The following is a 19489-nucleotide window of genomic DNA, read 5'->3' on the forward strand; positions in this document are numbered from 1 at the left end:
CTGGGTGGCGTTTCTTGCTGTGCTGTTGCCGGGTAGGGGCGTACAGGTATCACCGGACTCACCATCCTCGGTTCGCGGTATGCGGCCCGGTTGTTCCTGCTCAGTCTGCAACGGGGCAAACCTCGCCGCCGCTCAGAGTCCGTTTTCGCAGGTCAGATGGGTGAGTGCGGCACGTAGACGGGCCAGCGGGAGCGCATAGTTGAGCCGGAGGAAGCCGTGGCCGCCCGGGCCGAAGCCGGATCCGTCCGCCAGTTCGACGTCACGTTCGGTGAGGATCGCTGCCCTGGCGTGTTCTCCCGGAAGACCGGGCAGCCCGGCCTTCCGGGCCACGGCGGCGGCGTCCAGCCACAGCAGGTACGAGGCCTGCGGCCGGGCCGCCACCGCGTCGCCGAGGGCCTCCACCGCCAGATCGCGGGCCACGGCGAGGTGGGCGAGCAGCCCGTCCAGCCACGGCCCGCCCTCGCTGAACGCGGCTCGCTGGACCAGTTGTTCCAACAGGCCGCCCTCCCAGAACCCGTGCCCGGCCATCACCGCCGTCAGCCGCTCGCGCAGCGCGGCGGCCGGCACCAGCGCGAAGCAGCTCGGGATGCCGGAGGTGTTGAACGTCTTGCCGACCGAGTTGAGGGTGACGGTGTGCCGCACCGCGCCGCCGTCGCTTCCCGTACCCGGGAGGGCCACCGCGACCGGGTGCCGGGCGTCCGCGTCGGGGTGCACCAGATCGCCGTGGACCTCGTCCGACAGCAGCAACCCGCCGGACTCCTCGGCGAGTTCGGCGAGAGCGCGGATCTCCCGGGCCCGCCACGGCCGACCCGACGGATTGTGCGGGCTGCTCACCATCACCACGCCCGGCCGCAGATCGGCGAACTCCTCCACCGGCAGGCGGTAGCCGTCCTCGTCCCGGGCCAACGGCACCTCGCGGTACGGCAGTCCGGCCGCCCGGCAGACCGGACCGAACCCGCCCCACTCCGGGGTGCCGAACACCACCGGCCCCCGCGGCTCCGCGGCCTCCAGCAGCAGCCGTACAGCCGTCCGGGGCCCGAAGGGCAGCAGCATCACCCAGTCCGGATCGACCACGACCCCGTGACGGCGGCGGTACCACTCGGCCACCAGCTGCCGGCCATCCGGATCGCACACCGTGTACCCGAACGCGCGGTGCCCGGCTCTGGCGGCCAGCGCCGCACCGATCGCGGGCGGGCCGGGCAGGTCCATGTCCGCCAGGCCCAGCGCGATCCGCCCGGCTCCGGCCCGGGCCCACTTGCTGCTGCCCGTCCCGGTGCGGTCGAACGCCTCGAACACGGCTGCTCCTCCCGGTCTCGCCTGGGCACGCCGGCCCGCGCCCACGGTACCGGGGCACACTCGGCCCGGACCGTACGCGCCCGCCGCGCCCGCGTGCCGCACCTGTGTACCGCGCCGCGCCCCCGTGCGAACCCGTGCGTACCCGGCCTCTCCGATCCGTGGACGGCCGCGACACGGGCCCGGCCCGCCCGCGTACCCTGCGCGCCAGGGCGGGCCCACCTGGAACGGGGCAGTGGACCGCCCGCCGCCGGAGAGGAACGAGGCACGAATGACCACGACGGAGGGCCTGAACGGCATCGGAGCGGGCGCGGGCGGCGGGCGGGCGGCCGCCGGTGAGGAGGTCACGCTGTTCGTGGCCCGGCGGGTCGATCCCGGGTTCGAGGAGGCCTTCGAGGGGTGGGCGCGGGGCATTCTCGCGGCTGCGGCCGACCATCCGGGCAACCTGGGGACCGGACTGCTCCGTCCGGCCGGGTCCGAGGACCCCTGGCATCTGTTGCTGCACTTCCGCGACGCCGCGGCGTTCGCCGACTGGCAGGCCTCCCCGGCCCGGGCGGCATGCTTCGCCCGGGCGGACGGTCACCATGTGGAGGTCGCGCGTCGTGAACTTCACGGCATGGAGGGCTGGTTCGCCACCACCTCGGTGGGCGCGCGGCGCAAGCCGCCCGCCCGCTGGAAGATGATGGTGGCCTCCACCGTGGCCATCGCCCCGCTCACCGTCACGGCCAACCTGGTGCTGACACCGCACCTTTCGGGCCTGCCGGTGGTCGCCCGTACCCTGCTGATGGCGCCGGTGATCAGTGCGCTGATGACCTACCTCGCGTTGCCGGCGGTCACCCGTCTGCTGCGCCGCTGGCTGTTCCCGTCCTGAACGGGCTCCCGGTCCTGGGGAGTTGACCCCTGGGTGCAGTGGCCCGTGGCGCGCCGGTCCGAGGCCGTGGCCGGCTCGGCCCGCTTCCGTGCGCGGCGCCCCGGCGGGCGGCTGACCGGCCGCGGACCGGTCGGTGGGCGGCGGTTCGGCGGGATGGGCCTCGGACAGTCGCGATGCTGGTCGACGGCCTCGGCCCGGTCGTTGATGGGACGGACGGGCCGCCCCAGAACGTAGTCCCCGCAGTCCACGCAGTACCCCATGGTCAGCAGGACGGGGGCCTCCCCCACGGCAGCGGTGGTCGCTGCGGCCGTACGGGCGGCGGCTGCCGGGCCCGTCGCACCGGCTGTGCTGGTCGTCTCCTCGGGCATGTCACTCCCTTCCATCGCGGCGGCCTCCCTGGCCGCGGCATTCTCCTGAGCCGCGGGGCCGCCCCTCGTCCACGTAACGGCGGGCGCGGATCCACTGCTGGGCGCTGCTCCGCAGCGGGTACCGCTCGAGTTCGCCGCCGGTCTCCACCCAGGCACCGCCGTCGTGAAGGTCGCGGATGCCCCACATCAGCCGGCCGGCGGCGTCGGGCGGCAGGCGGTCCACCAGGTAGCGGTCGGGCTCCCAGCGCGGTGCCGTCACGGTGTGAGGTCCGGTCGGATGCCCGGTCGCACGGCCGTCGGGGGCGGGCGGAGTTGGGTGCTGCTCACGGATCCTCCTGGATCTCGGCCCAGATCTGGGTCAGTCCTGCGGCGTCGGTCGCGCCCCAGCGTTCGGCCACCGTGATGGCCTTGAGGATGTCGGCCCAGCGTTCCGGGCCGCAGTCGGTGGGGACCGATGCGGTTATCCGCAGGCCGGTGGCGGTCGGGTGCGCGTGGGCCAGCTCGCCGGTGGCCTGCTCGATGGCGCTCCGAAGAGCGGCCGCGCGCACACTGATCTGCACCGATCTCCCCTATAGGTACGGTTGAACCGTATCGATAGAGTATCCCGACTCGCGCTACCGTGTCATCCAGGCCACACCGATGCAGTAGAGAGGACGCCGTGACGGACACCCCGCCGTACCTCCGCATCGCGGACGAGCTGCGCGCCCGGATCCTGGACGGCGGCGTCGTCGCGGGCGAGCGCCTGCCCTCGATCAGCGAACTGGCCGAGGAGTTCGGCTACTCGGGAGGCGTTGCGCAGCGCGCCTACGGGATTCTGATCGAGGAGAACCTGGTCGTCGCGCGGCCCGGTGCGGGCTACTTCGTCCAGTCGCAGGAGGCGCCGCAGGTTCTGGTGCGGCATCAGCGCGTACGTCCCGGTCAGGGATCACCCGTTCGAGTGATGCTGGTGGAGCAGGGGATGGACGCCTCCCGCCGTTCCGAGTCCGCGACGGCGAGGGCGGACGCGGTGGTCGCCGAGCGGCTCGGCATCGCGGCCGGTGAGCCGGTGGTGCACACCGCGTACGTGCACCTGGCCGACGGGGTGCCGGTCCAGCTGACGGACTCCTGGGAGCCGATGGCCGTGACCGGCAACAGCCTGATCGTCCTCCCCGAGGCCGGGCCGCACGGCGGTATCGGTGTCGCCGACCGGATGGCCGTCATCGGCATCGAGGTCGGCCTGCCGGTCGAGCGGGTGAGTGCCCGTCAGGCGACCCGGCAGGAGGCGCAGCGGCTCGCCGTCCAGCCGGGTGCCGTGGTGCTGGCCGTCGAGCGCACCCACTACGACCGTTCCACGGGCCGTCCGGTGGAGACGGCGGACATCGTCCTGCTCGGCTCCCGCTGGATCGCGGAGTACGGCATCAGGCCGGAGCCCGGCGCGCCCTGATCGGCGAGCCCTGATCGGCGCCCGTCATGCGCCGGCCCTCCCTGAGGGAGCGCTCCCACTCCGCCACGGGTCGCGTCCGCTGACTTCATCTTCTGAACTCTGCTGCACCGCTTGACGATTGACAGCGTGCATGGCTTGATAATCCATGAGCTCAGGACCAGCCCGGCAGTGGGAGTTGGCCCCTCCCGGCCCCTGGTGCACCCCTTTCCCCCGTAGCGCCCGAGTGCGCGAGGCTGCAGATCTCGGCCATATGGGAGCGCTCCCACAATCGTGTACCCGTCTCGGGCACCCCCCCCCACCACCAACACCAGCACGTCGGGATCCACCCCCACCCGAAAGGATCCGCAAGTGCAACCTCGTCTCCTGCCCGGAATCCGGGCCGTGGCCGCCGTCGCGGCGCTGACGGTCGCCGGTGTCGCGCCGAGCGCCGCCCCGGCTGCGGCCGCGTCCTCCCCCCAGCCCGCCCGAGCCCAGTCCCTGTCCGCCGCCCGGGTCGACAACCCGTACGCCGGGGCGGGTGTCTATGTGAACCCGGAGTGGTCCGCCCGTGCGGCGGCCGAGCCCGGTGGCAGTGCCGTGGCCGGCCAGCCGACCGCGGTCTGGCTGGACCGGATCGCCGCCGTCCAGGGCGCCTCCGGTGCGATGGGCCTGCGGGCCCACCTGGACGCGGCGGTGACGCAGGCCGCGGGCCGGCCGTTCGTGGTCCAGTTGGTGATCTACGACCTGCCCGGCCGGGACTGCGCGGCGCTGGCCTCGAACGGGGAGCTCGGTCCGACGGAACTGCCGCGCTACAAGAGCGAGTTCATCGATCCGATCGCCGCCATCCTGGCCGATCCCGCCTACGCCGGGCTGCGGATCGTCAACACCATCGAGATCGACTCTCTGCCCAACCTGGTCACCAACGCCGGTGGCACGGCGACCGCGACGCCGCAGTGCGACACGATGAAGGCGAACGGGAACTACGTCAACGGCGTCGGCTACGCGCTCGCCAAACTCGGCGCCGTGCCCAACGTCTACAACTACATCGACGCCGGCCACCACGGCTGGCTGGGCTGGGACTCCAACCTCGACCCGGCCGTTCAGATACTGCACCAGGCGGCCACGGCGGCCGGCAGCACGGTCGCGGACGTGCAGGGCTTCGTGGTCAACACGGCCAACTACTCGGCGCTCAAGGAGCCGAACTTCACCGTGGACGACGCCGTGAACGGCACCTCGGTGCGGCAGAGCAAGTGGGTGGACTGGAACCGCTACGTCGACGAGCTCTCCTACGCCCAGGCGTTCCGGCAGCGGGCGGTCGCGGCCGGGTTCGACCCGGGTGTCGGCATGCTGATCGACACCTCCCGCAACGGCTGGGGCGGCGCCGCCCGCCCGGCCGGGCCCGGGCCGACGACCGGCGTGGACGCCTACGTGGACGGCGGGCGGATCGACCGGCGGCTGCAGACCGGCAACTGGTGCAACCAGTCCGGTGCGGGCCTCGGAGAGCGTCCCACGGCAGCGCCGCAGCCCGGCGTCGACGCGTACGTGTGGGTGAAACCGCCGGGCGAGTCCGACGGCGCCAGCTCCGCGGTCGCCAACGACGAGGGCAAGGGCTTCGACCGGATGTGCGACCCGACCTACACCGGCAACGCCCGCAACGGGAACCACATGTCGGGCGCGCTGCCGAACGCCCCGCTGGCGGGGCACTGGTTCTCCGCCCAGTTCCAGGAACTGCTGCGGAACGCGTACCCGCCCCTCGGCGGTGGCGGCGGGGACACCAGCGCGCCGAGCGTGCCGACCGGGCTGCGCTCGACCTCGGTCAGTGCCTCCGCGGTCTCGCTGGCGTGGACGGCGTCCACCGACAACACGGCGGTGACCGGCTACGACGTCTACCGCGGCGGCGTGCTGGTCGGTTCGACGTCCGCCCCGGCCTACGCCGACAGCGGGCTGAGCGCCTCGACGGCCTACAGCTACACCGTCCGGGCCCGGGACGCGGCGGGCAACGCGTCGGCGGTCTCGGCCGCGCTGACGGTGACCACCGCGGGAGACGGCGGGGGAGGCGCGGGCTGCACCGCCGCGTACAGCGTCAGCAGCGACTGGGGGAGCGGCTTCAACGGGGCGGTCACGGTCACCAACACCGGTACTGCGCCCACCACTTCCTGGAAGGTGAGCTGGACCTGGGGCGGCAACCAGCAGATCACCAATCTGTGGAACGGCGGCCTGGCCCAGTCCGGTACGGCGGTCACCGTGGTCAACGCCCCGTACAACGGCGGCCTCGCCCCGGGCGCCTCGGCCGGCTTCGGCTTCGGCGCCGGATACTCCGGGGCCAACCCGTCCCCGACCCTCACCTGCACCGCCGGCTGACTCGACCGACAGCCTCCTGACCCGGGCCCGGCCCCGCACCGCGCGGGGCCGGGCCCGGGCCGTCCGCCCGGCGCAGCGCCTACAGGACAGCCCCCTACGCGGACAGCCGCCGCTCCAACGGGGTCCGGAAGCGCGGGGTGACCCGGGTGTCGCCGATCCAGCCGCGCAGCCGTTCCGCCTCCGCCTCCAGGGCGTCGCGGGCCGCCCGGTCGACGGGGCCGAGCAGTTGCCAGGCGATCTCGCCGTCCGCGCGCTGGGCCCAGCCGCCGACGATGCGGCCGTTCCACCACACCGTGGGGCCGATGTTGCCGGAGCGGTCGAAGAGTTCGGCCCGGTGCTCGTCGGGCAGGAACCAGTGGCGGTACCGGGTGCCCATCGGCGCGGGGTCGAGCGCGGGGAGCAGCGCCACCCAGGGTTCGGGGTCGGGGACCGGCTCGAGGTCGTCGGGCAGGGCGAAGCCTTCGCCGTCCGAGAGGTCGACGGGGACGGCTCCGCAGCCGGTGAGTGCCGTGCGGACCTCCCGTAGTCCCCAGCCGGTCCACCAGCGCAGGTCCTCCGCGGTGGCGGGGCCGTAGGCGGCGAGCCAGCGGGCGGTGAGGTCGCGCTGGGCGGCGGCGGCCGGCTGCTGCGGGTAGGGCCGGTGGGTCGCCCACCGGTGCTGGCCGCTGGTCCAACTCCCGACCGGGCGGCGGCGGATGATCGATCCCTCCATGCCGAGCACCCGCAGCATCCGGGTGCCGATGGTCTGGACGGCCTGGTACGGCTTGCCGACGGCGACCGCGATCTCCTCGCGCATCCTCGGTACCAGGGAGCCGAGTTGGGCGCCGGTCGCCTCGCCGGCGCGGTCCAGTGCGGCCAGGGCCTCGTGTTCGACGTCGGTGAGCCAGTCCTGGTCGAAGCCGCCCTCGGCGGCGAAGGCGGTGAAGCCGCGCCGTTCGCGCTCGGCGACCTTGCTGGTGGTGGACGCCTGCACGACGGGGGCGAGGGCGGCCGGGACCACGAACAGGGTGTGCCGCATGCCGTGCATCCGCACCAGCGTGCCGTCCTCGTACAGTGCGCGTTCGAGTGGTGGGACGGGGTCGGGTGCGGTCCGGCCGGGGCCCTGCGCCGGGCCGAGGCGGGCGGCGGTCGAGAGGAAGACGGTGGCCGGGTCGGTGGCGTGCAGGGCGACCACGGCGTCCGCGACCTGTTCCGGGGTGGCGGCGCGGTGCGCGGGTGCCAGGAGTTGGCGTACGGCGAGCCGGGTGCGGCGCTGGTGGTCGTCGATGCGGGGGCGGGTGGTCATCCGGGCCTCCGGGCTGGGGGTGCGGGCCGGGCCGTCGGGCCGGTGGCGGAGGTCCAGTGTGCCCGGTCAGGCGCCGGACAGCACGAAGGCCGAGTTGACGAGCGCGACATGGGTGAACGCCTGGGGGGTGTTGCCGAGTTGGAGCTTCTCCAGCGGGTCCCACTGTTCGGAGAGCAGCCCGAGGTCGTTGCCGAGGGCGACCACCCGGGCGAACAGTTCGCGGGCCTCGTCCCGGCGGCCGATCGCGGCCAGGGCGTCGGCGAGCCAGAACGAGCAGGCCAGGAATGCGCCTTCGGTGCCGGGCATGCCGTCGGCGTCGGGGCCGGTGGAGTAGCGGCGGACGAAGCCGCCGTGGTCCAGTTCGCTGCGGACGGCTTCCACGGTGCGGATCACCCGGCGGTCGTCCGGCGGGAGGAAGCCGGTCTTGACGATGAACAGGGTGGCGGCGTCCAGGTCGGTGCCGCCGTAGTGCTGGACGAAGACGCCGCGGCCCCGGTGGTAGCCGTTGGCGCAGACGTCGGCGTGGATCTTGTCGCGCATGGCGCGCCAGCGGTCGACGGGGGCGGGCAGTCCGGTGCTCTCGGCCATCCGGACGGCGCGGTCGGCGGCGACCCAGGACATCACCTTGGAGTGGACGAAGTGGCGCCGGCCGCGCCGGACCTCCCAGAGTCCCTCGTCCGGTTCGCTCCAGTGCTGTTCCAGGTAGCTCATCAGGCTCCTCAGCAGGCTCCAGACCTGCCGTTCCATCGGGATCCCGGCCAGCAGGGCGAGGTGCAGGGTGTCCACCACCTCGCCGTAGACGTCGAGTTGGAGCTGGTGCACGGCGGCGTTGCCGAACCGGACCGGGGTGGAGCCCCGGTAGCCGGGGAGCCAGCCGGCGACCGTCTCGGGCAGGCCGCGCTCGCCGGCCACGCCGTACACCGTCTGCAGGTCGCCGGGGTCGCCGGCGATGGCCCGCAGCAGCCACTTGCGCCAGGCGGCGGCCTCCTCGCGGAACCCGCTGCGCAGCAGGGCGGCCAGGGTCATGCTGGAGTCCCGCAGCCAGCAGAAGCGGTAGTCCCAGTTGCGTTCGCCGCCGATCTGTTCGGGCAGGGACGCGGTGGGGGCGGCGACGATGCCGCCGGTGGGTTCGTAGGCGAGGGCCTTGAGGGTGATCAGGGAGCGCAGGACGGCGTCCCGCCACTCGCCGGTGTAGCGGCAGCTGGCCGCCCAGTCGTGCCAGCCGGCGACGGTCCGCTCCAGTAACTGTGCGGGGTCGGTGCGGGGTGGGATGTGCTGGTGGGAGGGTTGCCAGGTGAGGACGAACGGCACCTGTTCGCCGGCCCGTACGGTGAACTCCGAGAGGGTGGCGCCGTCCTGGCCGAAGGTGTGCACCCCGGGCGGGACCCGGAGCCAGGCGGAGTCGGGGCCGGCGACGGCGACCCGGTGGCGTTCGGTGCGCCGGACCCAGGGGGCGACCCGGCCGTGGTTGAAGCGCAGCCGCAGTTCGGCGCGGACCGGGACGCTGCCGCGCAGGCCCTCGACGATCCGGATCAGCTGGGGGACGCGGTCCCGGTGCGGCATGAAGTCGGTGACCCGTACCGCTCCTTGGGGTGTCTCCCAGTCGGTCTCCAGGACCAGGCTGTCCGGGCGGTAGCGGCGGGCGGTGCAGGTGCCGCCGGCCGTCGGGGCGAGCCGCCAGGCGCCGTGCCGGGCGTCGCCGAGGAGTCCGGCGAAGCAGGCGGGGGAGTCGAACCGGGGCAGGCAGAGCCAGTCGACCGAACCGTCCCTGCCCACCAGGGCGGCGGTCTGGAGGTCACCGATGAGGGCGTAGTCCTCGATGCGTCCGGCCATTGCACCCCATTGTCCGTCCGGTGGGCGCCGCGCGCCGGGTACGCGCCGGGGCCCGGTCGCGCGCCGTGCCGGGTGCGGCCCCTTGGCGGTGCCGGGTGGTGCGGGTGCGACGCGCCGAAGCGGAAGACTCCACTTGCAAAGAAGATCGGATGATAGGAAGATCTTTATGGCCTGTTGTCTTTTTCCCTTGCGGAAGGGGTGCCGTGATGCGGCGACCGAACTGGGTGCCCGCCGGAACGGATCTCGACAAGCCCAACGCGGCCCGGGTCTACGACTACTACCTGGGCGGCTCGCACAACTTCGAGGCCGACCGTGAGATGGCCCGCAAGGCCATGGAGCTCTGGCCCGACCTTCCGCAGATCATGCGCGCCAACCGGGCCTTCCTGCGCCGTTCGGTGGAGTACCTCGCCGAGCAGGGCCACACCCGGTTCCTGGACATCGGCTCGGGCATCCCCACCTTCGGCCCGGTGCACGAGATCGCCCGGGCGATCCGGCCCGAGGCCCGGGTGGTGTACGTCGACCACGACCCGGTGGCGGTCGCGCACAGCCGGCTGATCCTCAAGGACGACGAGCTCTGCTCGGTGGTCGAGGCCGACCTGCGGGACGTCCCCGACCTGCTCTCCCGGCCCGAGGTGGCCGAGCTGCTCGCCCCGGGCGAGCCGGTGGTGCTGCTGCTGGTGGCGGTCCTGCACTTCGTCAAGGACGAGGACGAGCCGGAGAAGCTGGTCGCCCGGCTGCGGGACGCCCTCCCGCCCGGCAGCGCCCTGGTGATCTGCCACGCCTCGCTGGAGGGCCGCCCCGACCAGGCCGGCTCCCACCAGGACCTGTACAAGCGCACCCCGACGCCGCTGACCATGCGGTCACTGGAACGGATCACCGGGTTCTTCGAGGGGTTCGAGCTGCTGGAGCCGGGGGTCGTCTTCCTCCCCGAGTGGCGGCCGGACCGGCCCGAGGCGGTCGGCGCCCACCCCGAGCGGATGACCGGCGCGGCCGGCGTCGGACGCCTGCCGTGAGCGAGGGGCTGTCGCAGGACGACCCCGACGGCCGCGCGGCGGAGTTCCACGACGCCTGGGCCGGGCTGCTGCGGGCGGGCCACGGCAGTGCCGTCCACCCCGGCACCCTGAGCCGGCTGGCCGGCCGCAGCGCCGACCTGCTGCACCGCGCCCGGCAGGACGAGGAGTTCGACGCCCGGCTCGCCGAGCAGGCCGGCGCGATGCTGGTCGACTCGCACTTCACCGACCCGGCGGTGCTCGCCGACGCGGTGGTCCTGCTCCAGCGGTACCCGGTCCGCGACGGGCGCGGCCCGGCGCTGTGCGGCGCCTTCGCGGCCGGCTGGGCGGCGGCGCTGCGCGAGCGGACGCTGCGCGAGCAGGAGGCCATCCGGCTGGCGGCGGACACCGCCCGGCAGGAGGTCGAGCGGGCGCTGCGCTCCTCCGAGGCCCGGTTCCGGGCGCTGTTCGAGAGCGCCGCGATCGGGATCGGCCTCGGCGACACCGAGGGCAACATCCTGGCCGTCAACCGGGCGCTGCAGGAGATCTTCGGCGCCGGCCCCGAGGACATGCGCGGCCGCCGGGTGAACGACCTGGTGCACCCCGAGGACACCCCGGGCGTCTGGGAGGCGTACGAGGAGCTGATCAGCGGCAAGCGGGACTACTTCCAGTTCGACAAGCCGTACTACCGGCACGACGGCGAGGTGGTGTGGACCCACCTGACGGTGTCGCTGATCCGCGACGACGACGGCGTGCCGCAGTACCAGGTGGCGATGCTGGAGGACATCACCGACCGCTACCGGCTGCAGGAGCGGCTGCGCCACCAGGCCACCCACGACCCGCTGACCGGGCTGCCCAACCGGGCGGCCTTCTTCGAACGCCTGGACGACCTGTTCGAGGATCCGGAGCCAGGTGCCCGGTTCGGGCTGTGCTACGTCGACCTGGACGGGTTCAAGGTGGTCAACGACAGCCTGGGCCACGACATGGGCGATCAGCTGCTGACCGCTGTCGCGGCCCGGCTGGACGCCGCCCTCACCCCGCTCGGGCACATGGTCGCCCGGCTCGGCGGCGACGAGTTCGTGGTGCTGCTGGAGAACTGCCGGGGTGAGCAGGAGGCGGTCGCCGCCGCCAAGACGGTGCTCGCCGCGCTGGCCAAGCCGGTGCTGATCGGCGACCACAAGCTGGCCGTCGGCGCCAGCGTCGGCGTGCTGGAGCGGCGGATCGCCACCACCACGCCGGGAGCGGCGGTGCGCGCCGCCGATCTCACGCTGTACCGGGCCAAGGAGGCCGGCCGCGGCCGGTGGACGCTGTTCGACCCGAAGGAGAACGCCCGGGCGGTCAGCCGCTACGCGGTGTCGGTGCGGATGCCCTCGGCGCTGGACCGGGGCGAGTTCTTCATCGACTACCAGCCGATGGTCGACCTGGCCTCCGGTTCGCTGGTGGCGGTCGAGGCGCTGGTGCGCTGGCGCCACCCGCAGCTCGGCGTACTGGGCCCGGAGGAGTTCGTCGGGGTGGCCGAGGAGACCGGCCTGATCATGCCGCTCGGGCGCTGGGTGATGGAGCAGTCCTGCGGTCAGGCCGCGGACTGGGTGGCCAGGTTCGGCGAGCGGGCGCCCAAGCTGAGCGTCAACCTGGCGGTCCGTCAGGCCCGCAACGCCGGTCTGGTCGGGGACATCGACCGGATCCTGCGCAGCACCGGGCTCGACCCGGCGATGCTGCAGCTGGAGATCACCGAGTCGACCGTGGTCGGGCCCGAGGACGAGGCGCTCAAGGCGCTGCACGCGGTGGTCGACATGGGCGTCTCGCTCGCCGTCGACGACTTCGGTACCGGCTGGTCCAACTTGGCGTACCTGCGCGATCTGCCGGTCTCCGGGCTGAAGATCGCCGGGTCCTTCGTCGGCGACCTGCACGACCCGGCCAAGGACACCCACCTGGGCTGGCGGATCGTCAGCGGCCTGGTCTCGCTGGCCCACACGCTCGGCCTGACCGTCACCGCCGAGGGCGTGGAGAGCCGGGCGGACGCGGAGCGGCTGCGGCTGATGGGCTGCGACTGGGCGCAGGGCTGGCACTTCGGCCGCCCGGTGCGGCCGGGTGAGATCGCCCGCCGGATCGCCGAGGTCAACCTCCCCGCGGCGGACTTCGCGCGCGAGAACTGAGGGCCGGCCGCCGGTCCGGGCGGGTCCGCGGGGGAGCCCGTAGGGCGGCCGTGCGGTGGCCCGGGGAGTGGTGACCGAGAGTGGTCGATACCCGGCAATCTTATGAAATACGGACATATCCCCTTGACGCGCCGCATCCGTGCTGATGTGATGGGGCTCTGGCACCGCCTCACGGCGGACGTACATTTCGCCAGTTGCTGTTCGTGTCGGCGCTTCGGCGCCCGAGATCGGCCGGCACGTCTGTGAGGGGCTTCGGGGGAGTTCGTACGAAGCAGCCCGCAGCGCCGCGACCCGTCTCCGTTCCCCGTTCGGGGCTTCTCGACGCCCCGCCAGGTACCCGCGTGCCGGGCCTCTGTGTGCCCGGTGGCCTTCTTAGGGACTGCCCTCGATGAGCACCACGCTGCCTCCTGACAACGTTCTTCCGTACCCCGACCGCGACGGTCGTCCGATGCGCCGCGCCGGCGACCGCGCCACGGTACGGCCACCCATGCGCCGGGCGACCGACTTCTCCACCGCGCACAGCGTCAGCCTGGTCGTCCCCGCGCACAACGAGGCCCGCAACATCCCCTGGGTGTTCGAGCAGATCCCGCGCTGCGTCGACGAGGTGATCCTGGTCGACGGCGACTCCAGCGACGCCACCGTCTCGATGGCCAAGCACTGCCTGCCGACCGTCCGCCACGTGGACCAGAGCGGCCCCGGCAAGGGCAACGCGCTGCGCACCGGCTTCGCGGCCGCCGAGGGCGAGTTCATCGTGATGATGGACGCCGACGGCTCGATGTGGCCCGGTGAGATCCCGCACTACCTGCACTTCCTCGCCAACGGCTACGACTTCGTCAAGGGCTCGCGCTGCATCGCCGGCGGCGGCTCGCTGGACTTCACCCGGGTCAGGTCGCTCGGCAACCGGGCGCTGCTCGCCGTGGTCAACCGGCTCTACGGCGCCCACCTGACCGACCTCTGCTACGGCTTCTGCGCCTTCCGGCGCAGCTTCCTGGACGAACTCGACCTGCGCTCCTCCGGCTTCGAGATCGAGGCCGAGATGGTCGCGCACGCCCTCCGCTCGGGCCTCCGCCTCGCCGAGGTCCCGAGCCTCGAACTCCCCCGCCGAAACGGGCGCTCGCACCTGCACGCCGTCTCCGACGGCAAGCGGGTGCTGCGCACCCTGATCGCCGAACGTCCCGGCGCCAGGGCGGCGACGCCCGCCTCCGCAGGGGAGCGATGATGAATGGCTCCGACCGGCGCACCGCAGCTGCCTGCCCCTGCCTTGCCGCCCGCGACTCGCTCTACACCCCCGTCCGGGTAGTCGAACTGGACCTGGACGAGCCCGGTGAGCTGCGCTCACCCGGCGGTCTCGGACCGGCCGACCCGGACGGCCGCGTGTTGGCGTTGGTGCGACTGCACGGACACCCGCTCGGCCTGGTCACCGCCACCGGAACAGCCGGCGCCCCCGCCGCACTGTGCCGGGCGCTGGTCGATGCCGCACATCGCGAACTGCACGTCCCCTCGCTCTCCACGGCGACCCGGGGAACCCTGCCCGACCGCACCCGCCGCGTCCGCCCGGCCACCGAGCCGGTGACGGTCAGCGTGGTGGTCTGCACCCGCAACCGTCCGCACCTGCTCCCGCGGGCGCTGGACTCGCTGCTGCGCACCGCCCACCCGCGGGTCGAGGTGATCGTGGTCGACAACGCGCCGGACGACGACGCGACCGAGCAACTGGTCCGCTCCCGCTACCCGGGCCGGGTCCGCTACCTGCGCGAGCCGGTGGCGGGCCTGGCCCGGGCCCGCAACCGGGGCCTGGCCGCCGCCCACGGCGAGCTGGTCGCCTTCGCCGACGACGACCTGGTGGTCGACGCCGGGTGGGTGTCCGCGCTGGCCGAGGCGTTCCGCTCGGACGACCGGATCGGCTGCGTCACCGGACTGGTGATGCCCGCCGAGCTGGACACCGAGGCCCAGGTCGCCCTGGAGGAGTACGGCGGCTACGCCCGGGGCTTCACCGCCCGCAGCTGGTCGCTGCGCGAGCGGCCCGAGGACCCGCTGGTCCGGTTCTCGGTCGGCCGGTTCGGATCGGGGGCCAACATGGCCTTCCGCACCGACCTGCTGCGCCGCCTCGGCGGATTCGACACCGCGACCGGCGCCGGCACCGCCGCCCGCGGCGGCGAGGAACTGCTGGCCTTCTTCCGGGTCCTGGGCGGCGGCCACACCGTCGCCTACCAGCCCGACGCCATCGTCTGGCACCCCCACCCGCGCACCATGGACGCGCTGACCAGGCAGGTCTTCAACTTCGGCGTCGGCTTCGGCGCCTACCTGGCGGCCGCCATCTCGCACCAGCCCGAGGTCCTCGCCGGAATCGTCCGCCACCTGCCCCGGGGCGTCTGGCGCTGGCAGGCCGCCCGCCGCACCCGCACCCAGGGCGCGCCCGCCGCCGGCGCGATGGCGGGCCTGGGCCGGCTGGAGTTCCGCGGCCTGCTGTACGGCCCCTTCTGCTACCTGTTGAGCGTCTGGCACCAGCGCGGTGTCCGGACCGGAGAGTAGCCCGTGATGACTACACCCACCTTCCAGCCGGTCGCCGCCCCGACCCAGATGGTCGAGCTGGACCTCGAGAGGCCGGACGAGCTCCGCACCCCGGGCGGGCTGCGCCCGGTGCCGTCCGGGCGGGTGCTGGCCCTGGTCCGCCGGCACGGGCACCCGCTCGGGCTGGTCACCGTCACCGGCACGGCCGGCGACCCGGCGGCCCTGCCCCGGGCCGTCGCCCGGGCCGCCCACCGCCAGCTGCGGGCCGCGCAGGAGCCGCGGGTGCCGTCCGCCGTCCGTACCGGCCAGGTGGCCGTCAGCGTGATCGTCTGCACCCGCAACCGCGAGGACCTGCTGGAGCCGTGCCTGGACACCCTGCTGCGCACCGTCCACCCGCGGGTCGAGGTGATCGTGGTCGACAACGCGCCGGCCGACGACACCACCGAGCTGCTGATCCGCACCCGCTACCGGGACCGGATCCGCTACCTGCGCGAGCCGGTCCCGGGCCTCGCCCGGGCCCGCAACCGGGGCCTCGCCGCCGCCCGCGGCGAGCTGGTCGCCTTCACCGACGACGACGCGCTGGCCGACCCCGGCTGGGTGTCCGCGATGGTGGCGGCCTTCCGCTCCGACGAGCGGATCGGCTGCGTCACCGGACTGGTCCTGCCGGCCGAGCTGGACACCGAGGCCCAGGCCGCGTTCGAACGCTTCGGCGGCTACACCAAGGGCTTCACCGCCCGCAGCTGGTCGCGCGCGCAGAGCACCGACCCGCTGCTGGCGCTGCGCGTCGGCGGCTTCGGCACCGGCGCCAACATGGCGTTCCGCACCGACCTGCTGCGCCGCCTCGGCGGATTCGACACCGCGACCGGCGCCGGCACCCGCACCCGCGGCGGCGAGGACCTGCTGGCCTTCTTCCACGTCCTTGAGGGCGGTCACACCGTCGCCTACCAGCCGGACGCCATCGTCTGGCACCGCCACCGGCGGACCATGGACGGCTTGCACTCCCAGATCTTCGGCTTCGGCGTCGGCTTCGGCGCCTACGTGACCGCCGTGCTCGCCCGGCGCCCCCGGCTGCTGGCCACCCTGTTCCGGTACTCCCCGCGGTGCGCCGCCGAGATGGTGCGCCGCAGCCGGGAGCGGTCCGCCCGCGCCGGCGGGCGCAGCCCCGCGCCGCTCGGCCGGACCGAGATCCGCGGCCTGGTCTGCGGACCCCCCAACTACCTGCTGAGCCGCTGGCAGCAGCGCGGCATCCGGGGTGGCGAACCGTCGTGACCGCCGGTCTCAGCGCCCGCGCCGGCTCCCGGGCCGCCCGTCCGTGCTCCTGCCCCGAACCGCTGCCCTGCGAGTGCTCGTACCTCACCCTGGTCCGGGCCCGGGTCCGGTCCGCGCGCAAGGTCCACTCGGGTGAGCCGCTGCTGCGCAACGGGCACATGCTGGTGGCCAGCACGGTGCTGGCGGCGGCGCTGGGATCGCTGTTCTGGATCTTCGCCACCCGCTGGTACTCGGCCGAGGCGGTCGGCCGCAGCTACGCCGCCCTCTCGGCGGCCACCCTGCTCTCCGCGCTCGGCAGCTTCAACCTCGGCAACGTCCTGGTGCGGTTCGTCCCCCGGGCCGGCCGGCACACCCGGCGCCTGGTGCTGCGGTGCTACGCCGTCAGCGCCGGCGCCAGCGCGCTGGCCGCCGTGCTGTTCCTGCTGGTGATCCCCTGGGCCGCGCCGGGCCTTGGCTACCTGCGCGAGCCCGTCCTGGCGGCGGCGTTCGTCGCCGCGACGGCCGGGTACTCGGTCTTCGTCCTCCAGGACGGCGCGCTCACCGGCCTGCGCCGCACCGGCTGGGTGCTCGGCGAGAACGCGCTGTTCGCGGTCGCCAAGACCGGGATGCTGGCGCTGTGCGCGGTCCTCGCGATCGGCACCGGCATCCTGGTGTCCTGGTCCGTGGCCCTGGTCGTCGCGATCGTGGTGACCAACGTGGTGCTGTTCCGCCGGGCCGTGCCCGAACAGCACCGCGCCGACCGCACCGGCGCGCCCGCGCCCCGGCGGGTGTTCCGCTACGCGATGGCCGACTACCTGGGCAACCTCTCCAGCATCGCCGCGTACAGCATCGTGCCGCTGATGGTGCTCAACCAGCTCGGCGCCGAGCAGAACGCCTTCTACTCGCTGGCCTGGATCATCGCCGACACCCTGTACGTCGCCGCGTTCAGCATGGGCAGCTCGCTGATCGTCGAGGCCGCCCGGTCCCCCGAACGCCTCGCCGAGCACGCCCGGCGGATGCTGCGCCACACCGGCCTGCTGCTGCTGGGCGCGGTGAGCCTGGTCATCGCCGCCGCCCCCTGGATCCTGAAACTGTTCGGCCCCGGCTACTCGGAGAACGGCACCACCGTGCTGCGCCTGATGGTGCTCTCGGCGCTGCCGAACGTGCTGCTGAGCGTCGCCATCGACGTCTGCCGGGTGCGCCGCGCGCTGCGCTGGCTGATCGCCCTGCAGTTCACCTTCGCCGTCCTGGTGATCACCCTGGTCGCCGTCCTGCTGCCCGCGTACGGGCTGACCGGGGTCGGCCTCGCCTGGCTGATCGCCGGGACCGCGATCGCCCTGCCGCTGCTGGTCGCCCTCCCGCGCTGGCTGCCCGCACCCGACCGGAGGCCGACATGAGCACCCGACGCAACGACGCCCCGACCCTGTCGGTGGTGATCTGCGCCTACACCCTCGACCGGTGGGCCGACATCCGCGCGGCCGTCGCCTCGGTGCAGGCCCAGCAACTGCCGCCGGCCGAGCTCCTGCTGGTCACCGACCACTGCCCGGAGCTGGCCCGGCGCGCCGAACGGGAACTCCCGCAGGCCAGGGTGGTCCCCAACGCCCACCGCAAGGGCCTGTCCGGCGCCCGGAACACCGGTGTCGCCGCGGCCGCCGGCGAGGTGGTGGCCTTCCTCGACGACGACGCGGTGGCCGACCCGCAGTGGACCCGGCGGCTGCTGGCCGGCTACCGGGACCCCGCGGTGGTCGGGGTCGGCGGCCTGGTCGACCCCTGGTGGGAGACCGGCCGGCCCGGCTGGTTCCCGCCGGAGTTCGACTGGGTGGTCGGCTGCACGTACCACGGTTCGCCCGGCGTCCCGGCCCCGGTCCGCAACTTCACCGGCGCCAACATGTCCTTCCGGCGGTCCGACATGCTCGCCGCGGGCGGCTTCCGGCAGGACCTCGGCCGGGTCGGCACCAAGCCGCTCGGCTGCGAGGAGACTGAACTGTGCCTGCGGCTCGCCGCCCGCGACCCGCGCGCCGAACTGCGCTTCGAGCCCGCCGCCAGGGTCCGCCACCACGTACCGCCGACCCGCACCACCTGGTCCTACTTCCGGGCCCGCTGCTACGCCGAGGGCCGCTCCAAGGCCCTGGTCGCGCAGCACGCGGGCACCCGGCCCGCGCTCGCGGACGAACGCCGCTACCTGCGGCGCACCGTCCCCGCGGCCGTCCTGCGCAGCCTGCTGCGCGCCGAGTTCCGTACCGCCGGCACGCTCTGCGCGGGCGTCGGCATCACGGTGCTCGGCTACACCTCGGGCCGGGCACACAGCTTCCTTGCCGGATCCACCGGTTCCGCAAGGCGATCGGTGAGGAGCCCGTCATGATCCCGGTCCCCGTCTTCCTGTGGCACTCCGTCTCGGACGACCCGCCCGGCTGGATCGCCCCGTACACGGTGACGCCGAGGGTGTTCCGCGAGCAGATCGAGCGGATCATCGACAGCGGGCTGTCCGTGATGCCGCTGCGGCGGCTGGTCGCCGCGATGCACGGCGGGCCGCCGCTGCCGCCCAGGGTCGCCGTGCTGACCTTCGACGACGGCTTCGCCGACTTCTACTGGACGGTCGCGCCGATCCTCTCCGATCTCGGACTGTCGGCCACCCTCTACGTCACGGTCGGCGCCATCCACCCGCCCGGCGGCCGCGGCACCGGCAGCCTGCTGCCGCCCGCGCAGATGCTCAACTGGCGCCAGGTCAACACCCTCGACGCGCTCGGCGTCGAGATCGGCGGCCACTCGCAGACCCACGCCCAGCTGGACACCGTTCCGGCCCAGAAGTGCGCCGACGAGGTGGTCGGCTCCAAGCGGGTGCTGGAGGACGTGCTCGGGCACGAGGTCACGGCCTTCGCCTACCCGCACGGGTACTCCAGCCCGGCGGTGCGCTGCCGGGTCCGGCAGGCCGGCTGGACCTCCGCGACCGCGGTCGAGAACAAGTTCAGCTCGGCCGCCGACGACCCGATGCGGATCTGCCGGCTGATGGTTCGCGACGACACCCCGCCCGCTGTGTTCGAGGATTGGACCATGGGCCGCGGGCCCGTGACCGGGCCGGTGCCGGAGAGCCTGTACACCCGGGGGTGGCGTGCCTACCGGCGGCTGCGGGCCGCGATCGGCAGCCCCGTCGGCGGCCCGCCGCAGGAGTCCTGAC

The 19489-nt window shown here is 73.7% G+C and carries 16 protein-coding genes; 11 read left to right on the top strand and 5 right to left on the bottom strand.

All coding sequences use genetic code 11. The features are described 5' to 3' along the window. Positions 1 to 132 precede the first annotated feature (132 nt). Positions 133 to 1296 carry an aminotransferase class I/II-fold pyridoxal phosphate-dependent enzyme gene (locus AB0D08_RS03685; protein WP_359886108.1) on the bottom strand — a complete coding sequence of 388 codons (1164 nt, stop codon included), beginning with the start codon at positions 1294 to 1296 and terminating at the stop codon, positions 133 to 135. 268 nt (positions 1297 to 1564) lie between these two features. Here AB0D08_RS03685 and AB0D08_RS03690 point away from each other — a divergent pair, with 268 nt between their 5' ends. After that, positions 1565 to 2164 (top strand): antibiotic biosynthesis monooxygenase, encoded by a 600-nt coding sequence (locus AB0D08_RS03690; protein ID WP_359886109.1) that lies wholly within the window; start codon positions 1565 to 1567, stop codon positions 2162 to 2164. Positions 2165 to 2533: 369 nt separating this feature from the next. Here the strand turns inward: AB0D08_RS03690 and AB0D08_RS03695 are convergent, their stop codons facing one another. Continuing rightward, positions 2534 to 2791 carry a hypothetical protein gene (locus tag AB0D08_RS03695; RefSeq protein ID WP_033822386.1) on the bottom strand — a complete coding sequence of 86 codons (258 nt, stop codon included), beginning with the start codon at positions 2789 to 2791 and terminating at the stop codon, positions 2534 to 2536. Positions 2792 to 2855: 64 nt separating this feature from the next. After that, positions 2856 to 3092: a hypothetical protein gene (locus tag AB0D08_RS03700; RefSeq protein WP_033822385.1), complete on the bottom strand. Its 237-nt coding sequence runs from the start codon at positions 3090 to 3092 to the stop codon at positions 2856 to 2858. A 98-nt stretch (positions 3093 to 3190) separates the two neighbouring features. Between AB0D08_RS03700 and AB0D08_RS03705 the strand changes: the two genes are divergently transcribed. Both AB0D08_RS03705 and AB0D08_RS03710 read left to right on the top strand, forming a co-directional pair. Continuing rightward, complete coding sequence (locus AB0D08_RS03705; protein WP_033822384.1) at positions 3191 to 3955, top strand: GntR family transcriptional regulator; 765 nt, start codon at positions 3191 to 3193, stop codon at positions 3953 to 3955. Between the two features lie 477 nt (positions 3956 to 4432). Continuing rightward, positions 4433 to 6295 carry a glycoside hydrolase family 6 protein gene (locus tag AB0D08_RS03710; protein ID WP_359886146.1) on the top strand — a complete coding sequence of 621 codons (1863 nt, stop codon included), beginning with the start codon at positions 4433 to 4435 and terminating at the stop codon, positions 6293 to 6295. Positions 6296 to 6389: 94 nt separating this feature from the next. Here AB0D08_RS03710 and AB0D08_RS03715 read toward each other — a convergent pair whose 3' ends face one another. Together AB0D08_RS03715 and AB0D08_RS03720 are read right to left on the bottom strand one after the other, a co-directional pair. Further along, complete coding sequence (locus AB0D08_RS03715) at positions 6390 to 7580, bottom strand: winged helix DNA-binding domain-containing protein (protein WP_359886110.1); 1191 nt, start codon at positions 7578 to 7580, stop codon at positions 6390 to 6392. A gap of 66 nt (positions 7581 to 7646) precedes the next feature. Then, positions 7647 to 9413 carry a glycoside hydrolase family 15 protein gene (locus AB0D08_RS03720; RefSeq protein ID WP_359886111.1) on the bottom strand — a complete coding sequence of 589 codons (1767 nt, stop codon included), beginning with the start codon at positions 9411 to 9413 and terminating at the stop codon, positions 7647 to 7649. 206 nt (positions 9414 to 9619) lie between these two features. Here AB0D08_RS03720 and AB0D08_RS03725 point away from each other — a divergent pair, with 206 nt between their 5' ends. From AB0D08_RS03725 to AB0D08_RS03760, 8 genes are all read left to right on the top strand, one after another. Then, positions 9620 to 10426 (top strand): SAM-dependent methyltransferase, encoded by an 807-nt coding sequence (locus AB0D08_RS03725; RefSeq protein WP_033822381.1) that lies wholly within the window; start codon positions 9620 to 9622, stop codon positions 10424 to 10426. Beyond that, positions 10423 to 12558, top strand: coding sequence for an EAL domain-containing protein (locus AB0D08_RS03730; RefSeq protein ID WP_233289172.1), 2136 nt, complete (start codon positions 10423 to 10425; stop codon positions 12556 to 12558). The genes AB0D08_RS03725 and AB0D08_RS03730 overlap by 4 nt, the downstream gene beginning before the upstream one ends. Before the next feature lie 388 nt (positions 12559 to 12946). Then, complete coding sequence (locus tag AB0D08_RS03735; protein ID WP_033822380.1) at positions 12947 to 13777, top strand: glycosyltransferase family 2 protein; 831 nt, start codon at positions 12947 to 12949, stop codon at positions 13775 to 13777. After that, positions 13774 to 15087 carry a glycosyltransferase gene (locus tag AB0D08_RS03740; protein ID WP_082526788.1) on the top strand — a complete coding sequence of 438 codons (1314 nt, stop codon included), beginning with the start codon at positions 13774 to 13776 and terminating at the stop codon, positions 15085 to 15087. Before AB0D08_RS03735 ends, AB0D08_RS03740 begins: the two co-directional genes overlap by 4 nt. A 6-nt stretch (positions 15088 to 15093) precedes the next feature. After that, entirely contained in the window at positions 15094 to 16335 is a 1242-nt protein-coding gene (locus AB0D08_RS03745) for a glycosyltransferase (protein ID WP_359886112.1), read from the top strand. After that, positions 16332 to 17711 (top strand): lipopolysaccharide biosynthesis protein, encoded by a 1380-nt coding sequence (locus AB0D08_RS03750; protein WP_359886113.1) that lies wholly within the window; start codon positions 16332 to 16334, stop codon positions 17709 to 17711. The genes AB0D08_RS03745 and AB0D08_RS03750 overlap by 4 nt, the downstream gene beginning before the upstream one ends. Further along, positions 17708 to 18676, top strand: a complete 969-nt coding sequence (locus AB0D08_RS03755; protein WP_051813226.1) for a glycosyltransferase family 2 protein — start codon at positions 17708 to 17710, stop codon at positions 18674 to 18676. The genes AB0D08_RS03750 and AB0D08_RS03755 overlap by 4 nt, the downstream gene beginning before the upstream one ends. Next, entirely contained in the window at positions 18673 to 19488 is an 816-nt protein-coding gene (locus tag AB0D08_RS03760; RefSeq protein WP_033822378.1) for a polysaccharide deacetylase family protein, read from the top strand. Before AB0D08_RS03755 ends, AB0D08_RS03760 begins: the two co-directional genes overlap by 4 nt. The last annotated feature ends 1 nt before the right edge of the window (position 19489 follow it).

Source organism: Kitasatospora sp. NPDC048540, assembly GCF_040651175.1.
In the GTDB taxonomy this organism is placed as follows: Bacteria; Actinomycetota; Actinomycetes; order Streptomycetales; family Streptomycetaceae; genus Kitasatospora.

Bases quoted from the DNA above. Each gene is read 5' to 3' on its own strand.
- AB0D08_RS03690 (WP_359886109.1), top strand. From the start codon at position 1,565: ATGACCACGACGGAGGGCCTGAACGGCATCGGAGCGGGCGCGGGCGGC.
- AB0D08_RS03715 (WP_359886110.1), bottom strand. From the start codon at position 7,580: ATGACCACCCGCCCCCGCATCGACGACCACCAGCGCCGCACCCGGCTC.
- AB0D08_RS03720 (WP_359886111.1), bottom strand. From the start codon at position 9,413: ATGGCCGGACGCATCGAGGACTACGCCCTCATCGGTGACCTCCAGACC.
- AB0D08_RS03725 (WP_033822381.1), top strand. From the start codon at position 9,620: ATGCGGCGACCGAACTGGGTGCCCGCCGGAACGGATCTCGACAAGCCC.
- AB0D08_RS03735 (WP_033822380.1), top strand. From the start codon at position 12,947: ATGAGCACCACGCTGCCTCCTGACAACGTTCTTCCGTACCCCGACCGC.
- AB0D08_RS03740 (WP_082526788.1), top strand. From the start codon at position 13,774: ATGATGAATGGCTCCGACCGGCGCACCGCAGCTGCCTGCCCCTGCCTT.
- AB0D08_RS03745 (WP_359886112.1), top strand. From the start codon at position 15,094: ATGACTACACCCACCTTCCAGCCGGTCGCCGCCCCGACCCAGATGGTC.
- AB0D08_RS03755 (WP_051813226.1), top strand. From the start codon at position 17,708: ATGAGCACCCGACGCAACGACGCCCCGACCCTGTCGGTGGTGATCTGC.
- AB0D08_RS03760 (WP_033822378.1), top strand. From the start codon at position 18,673: ATGATCCCGGTCCCCGTCTTCCTGTGGCACTCCGTCTCGGACGACCCG.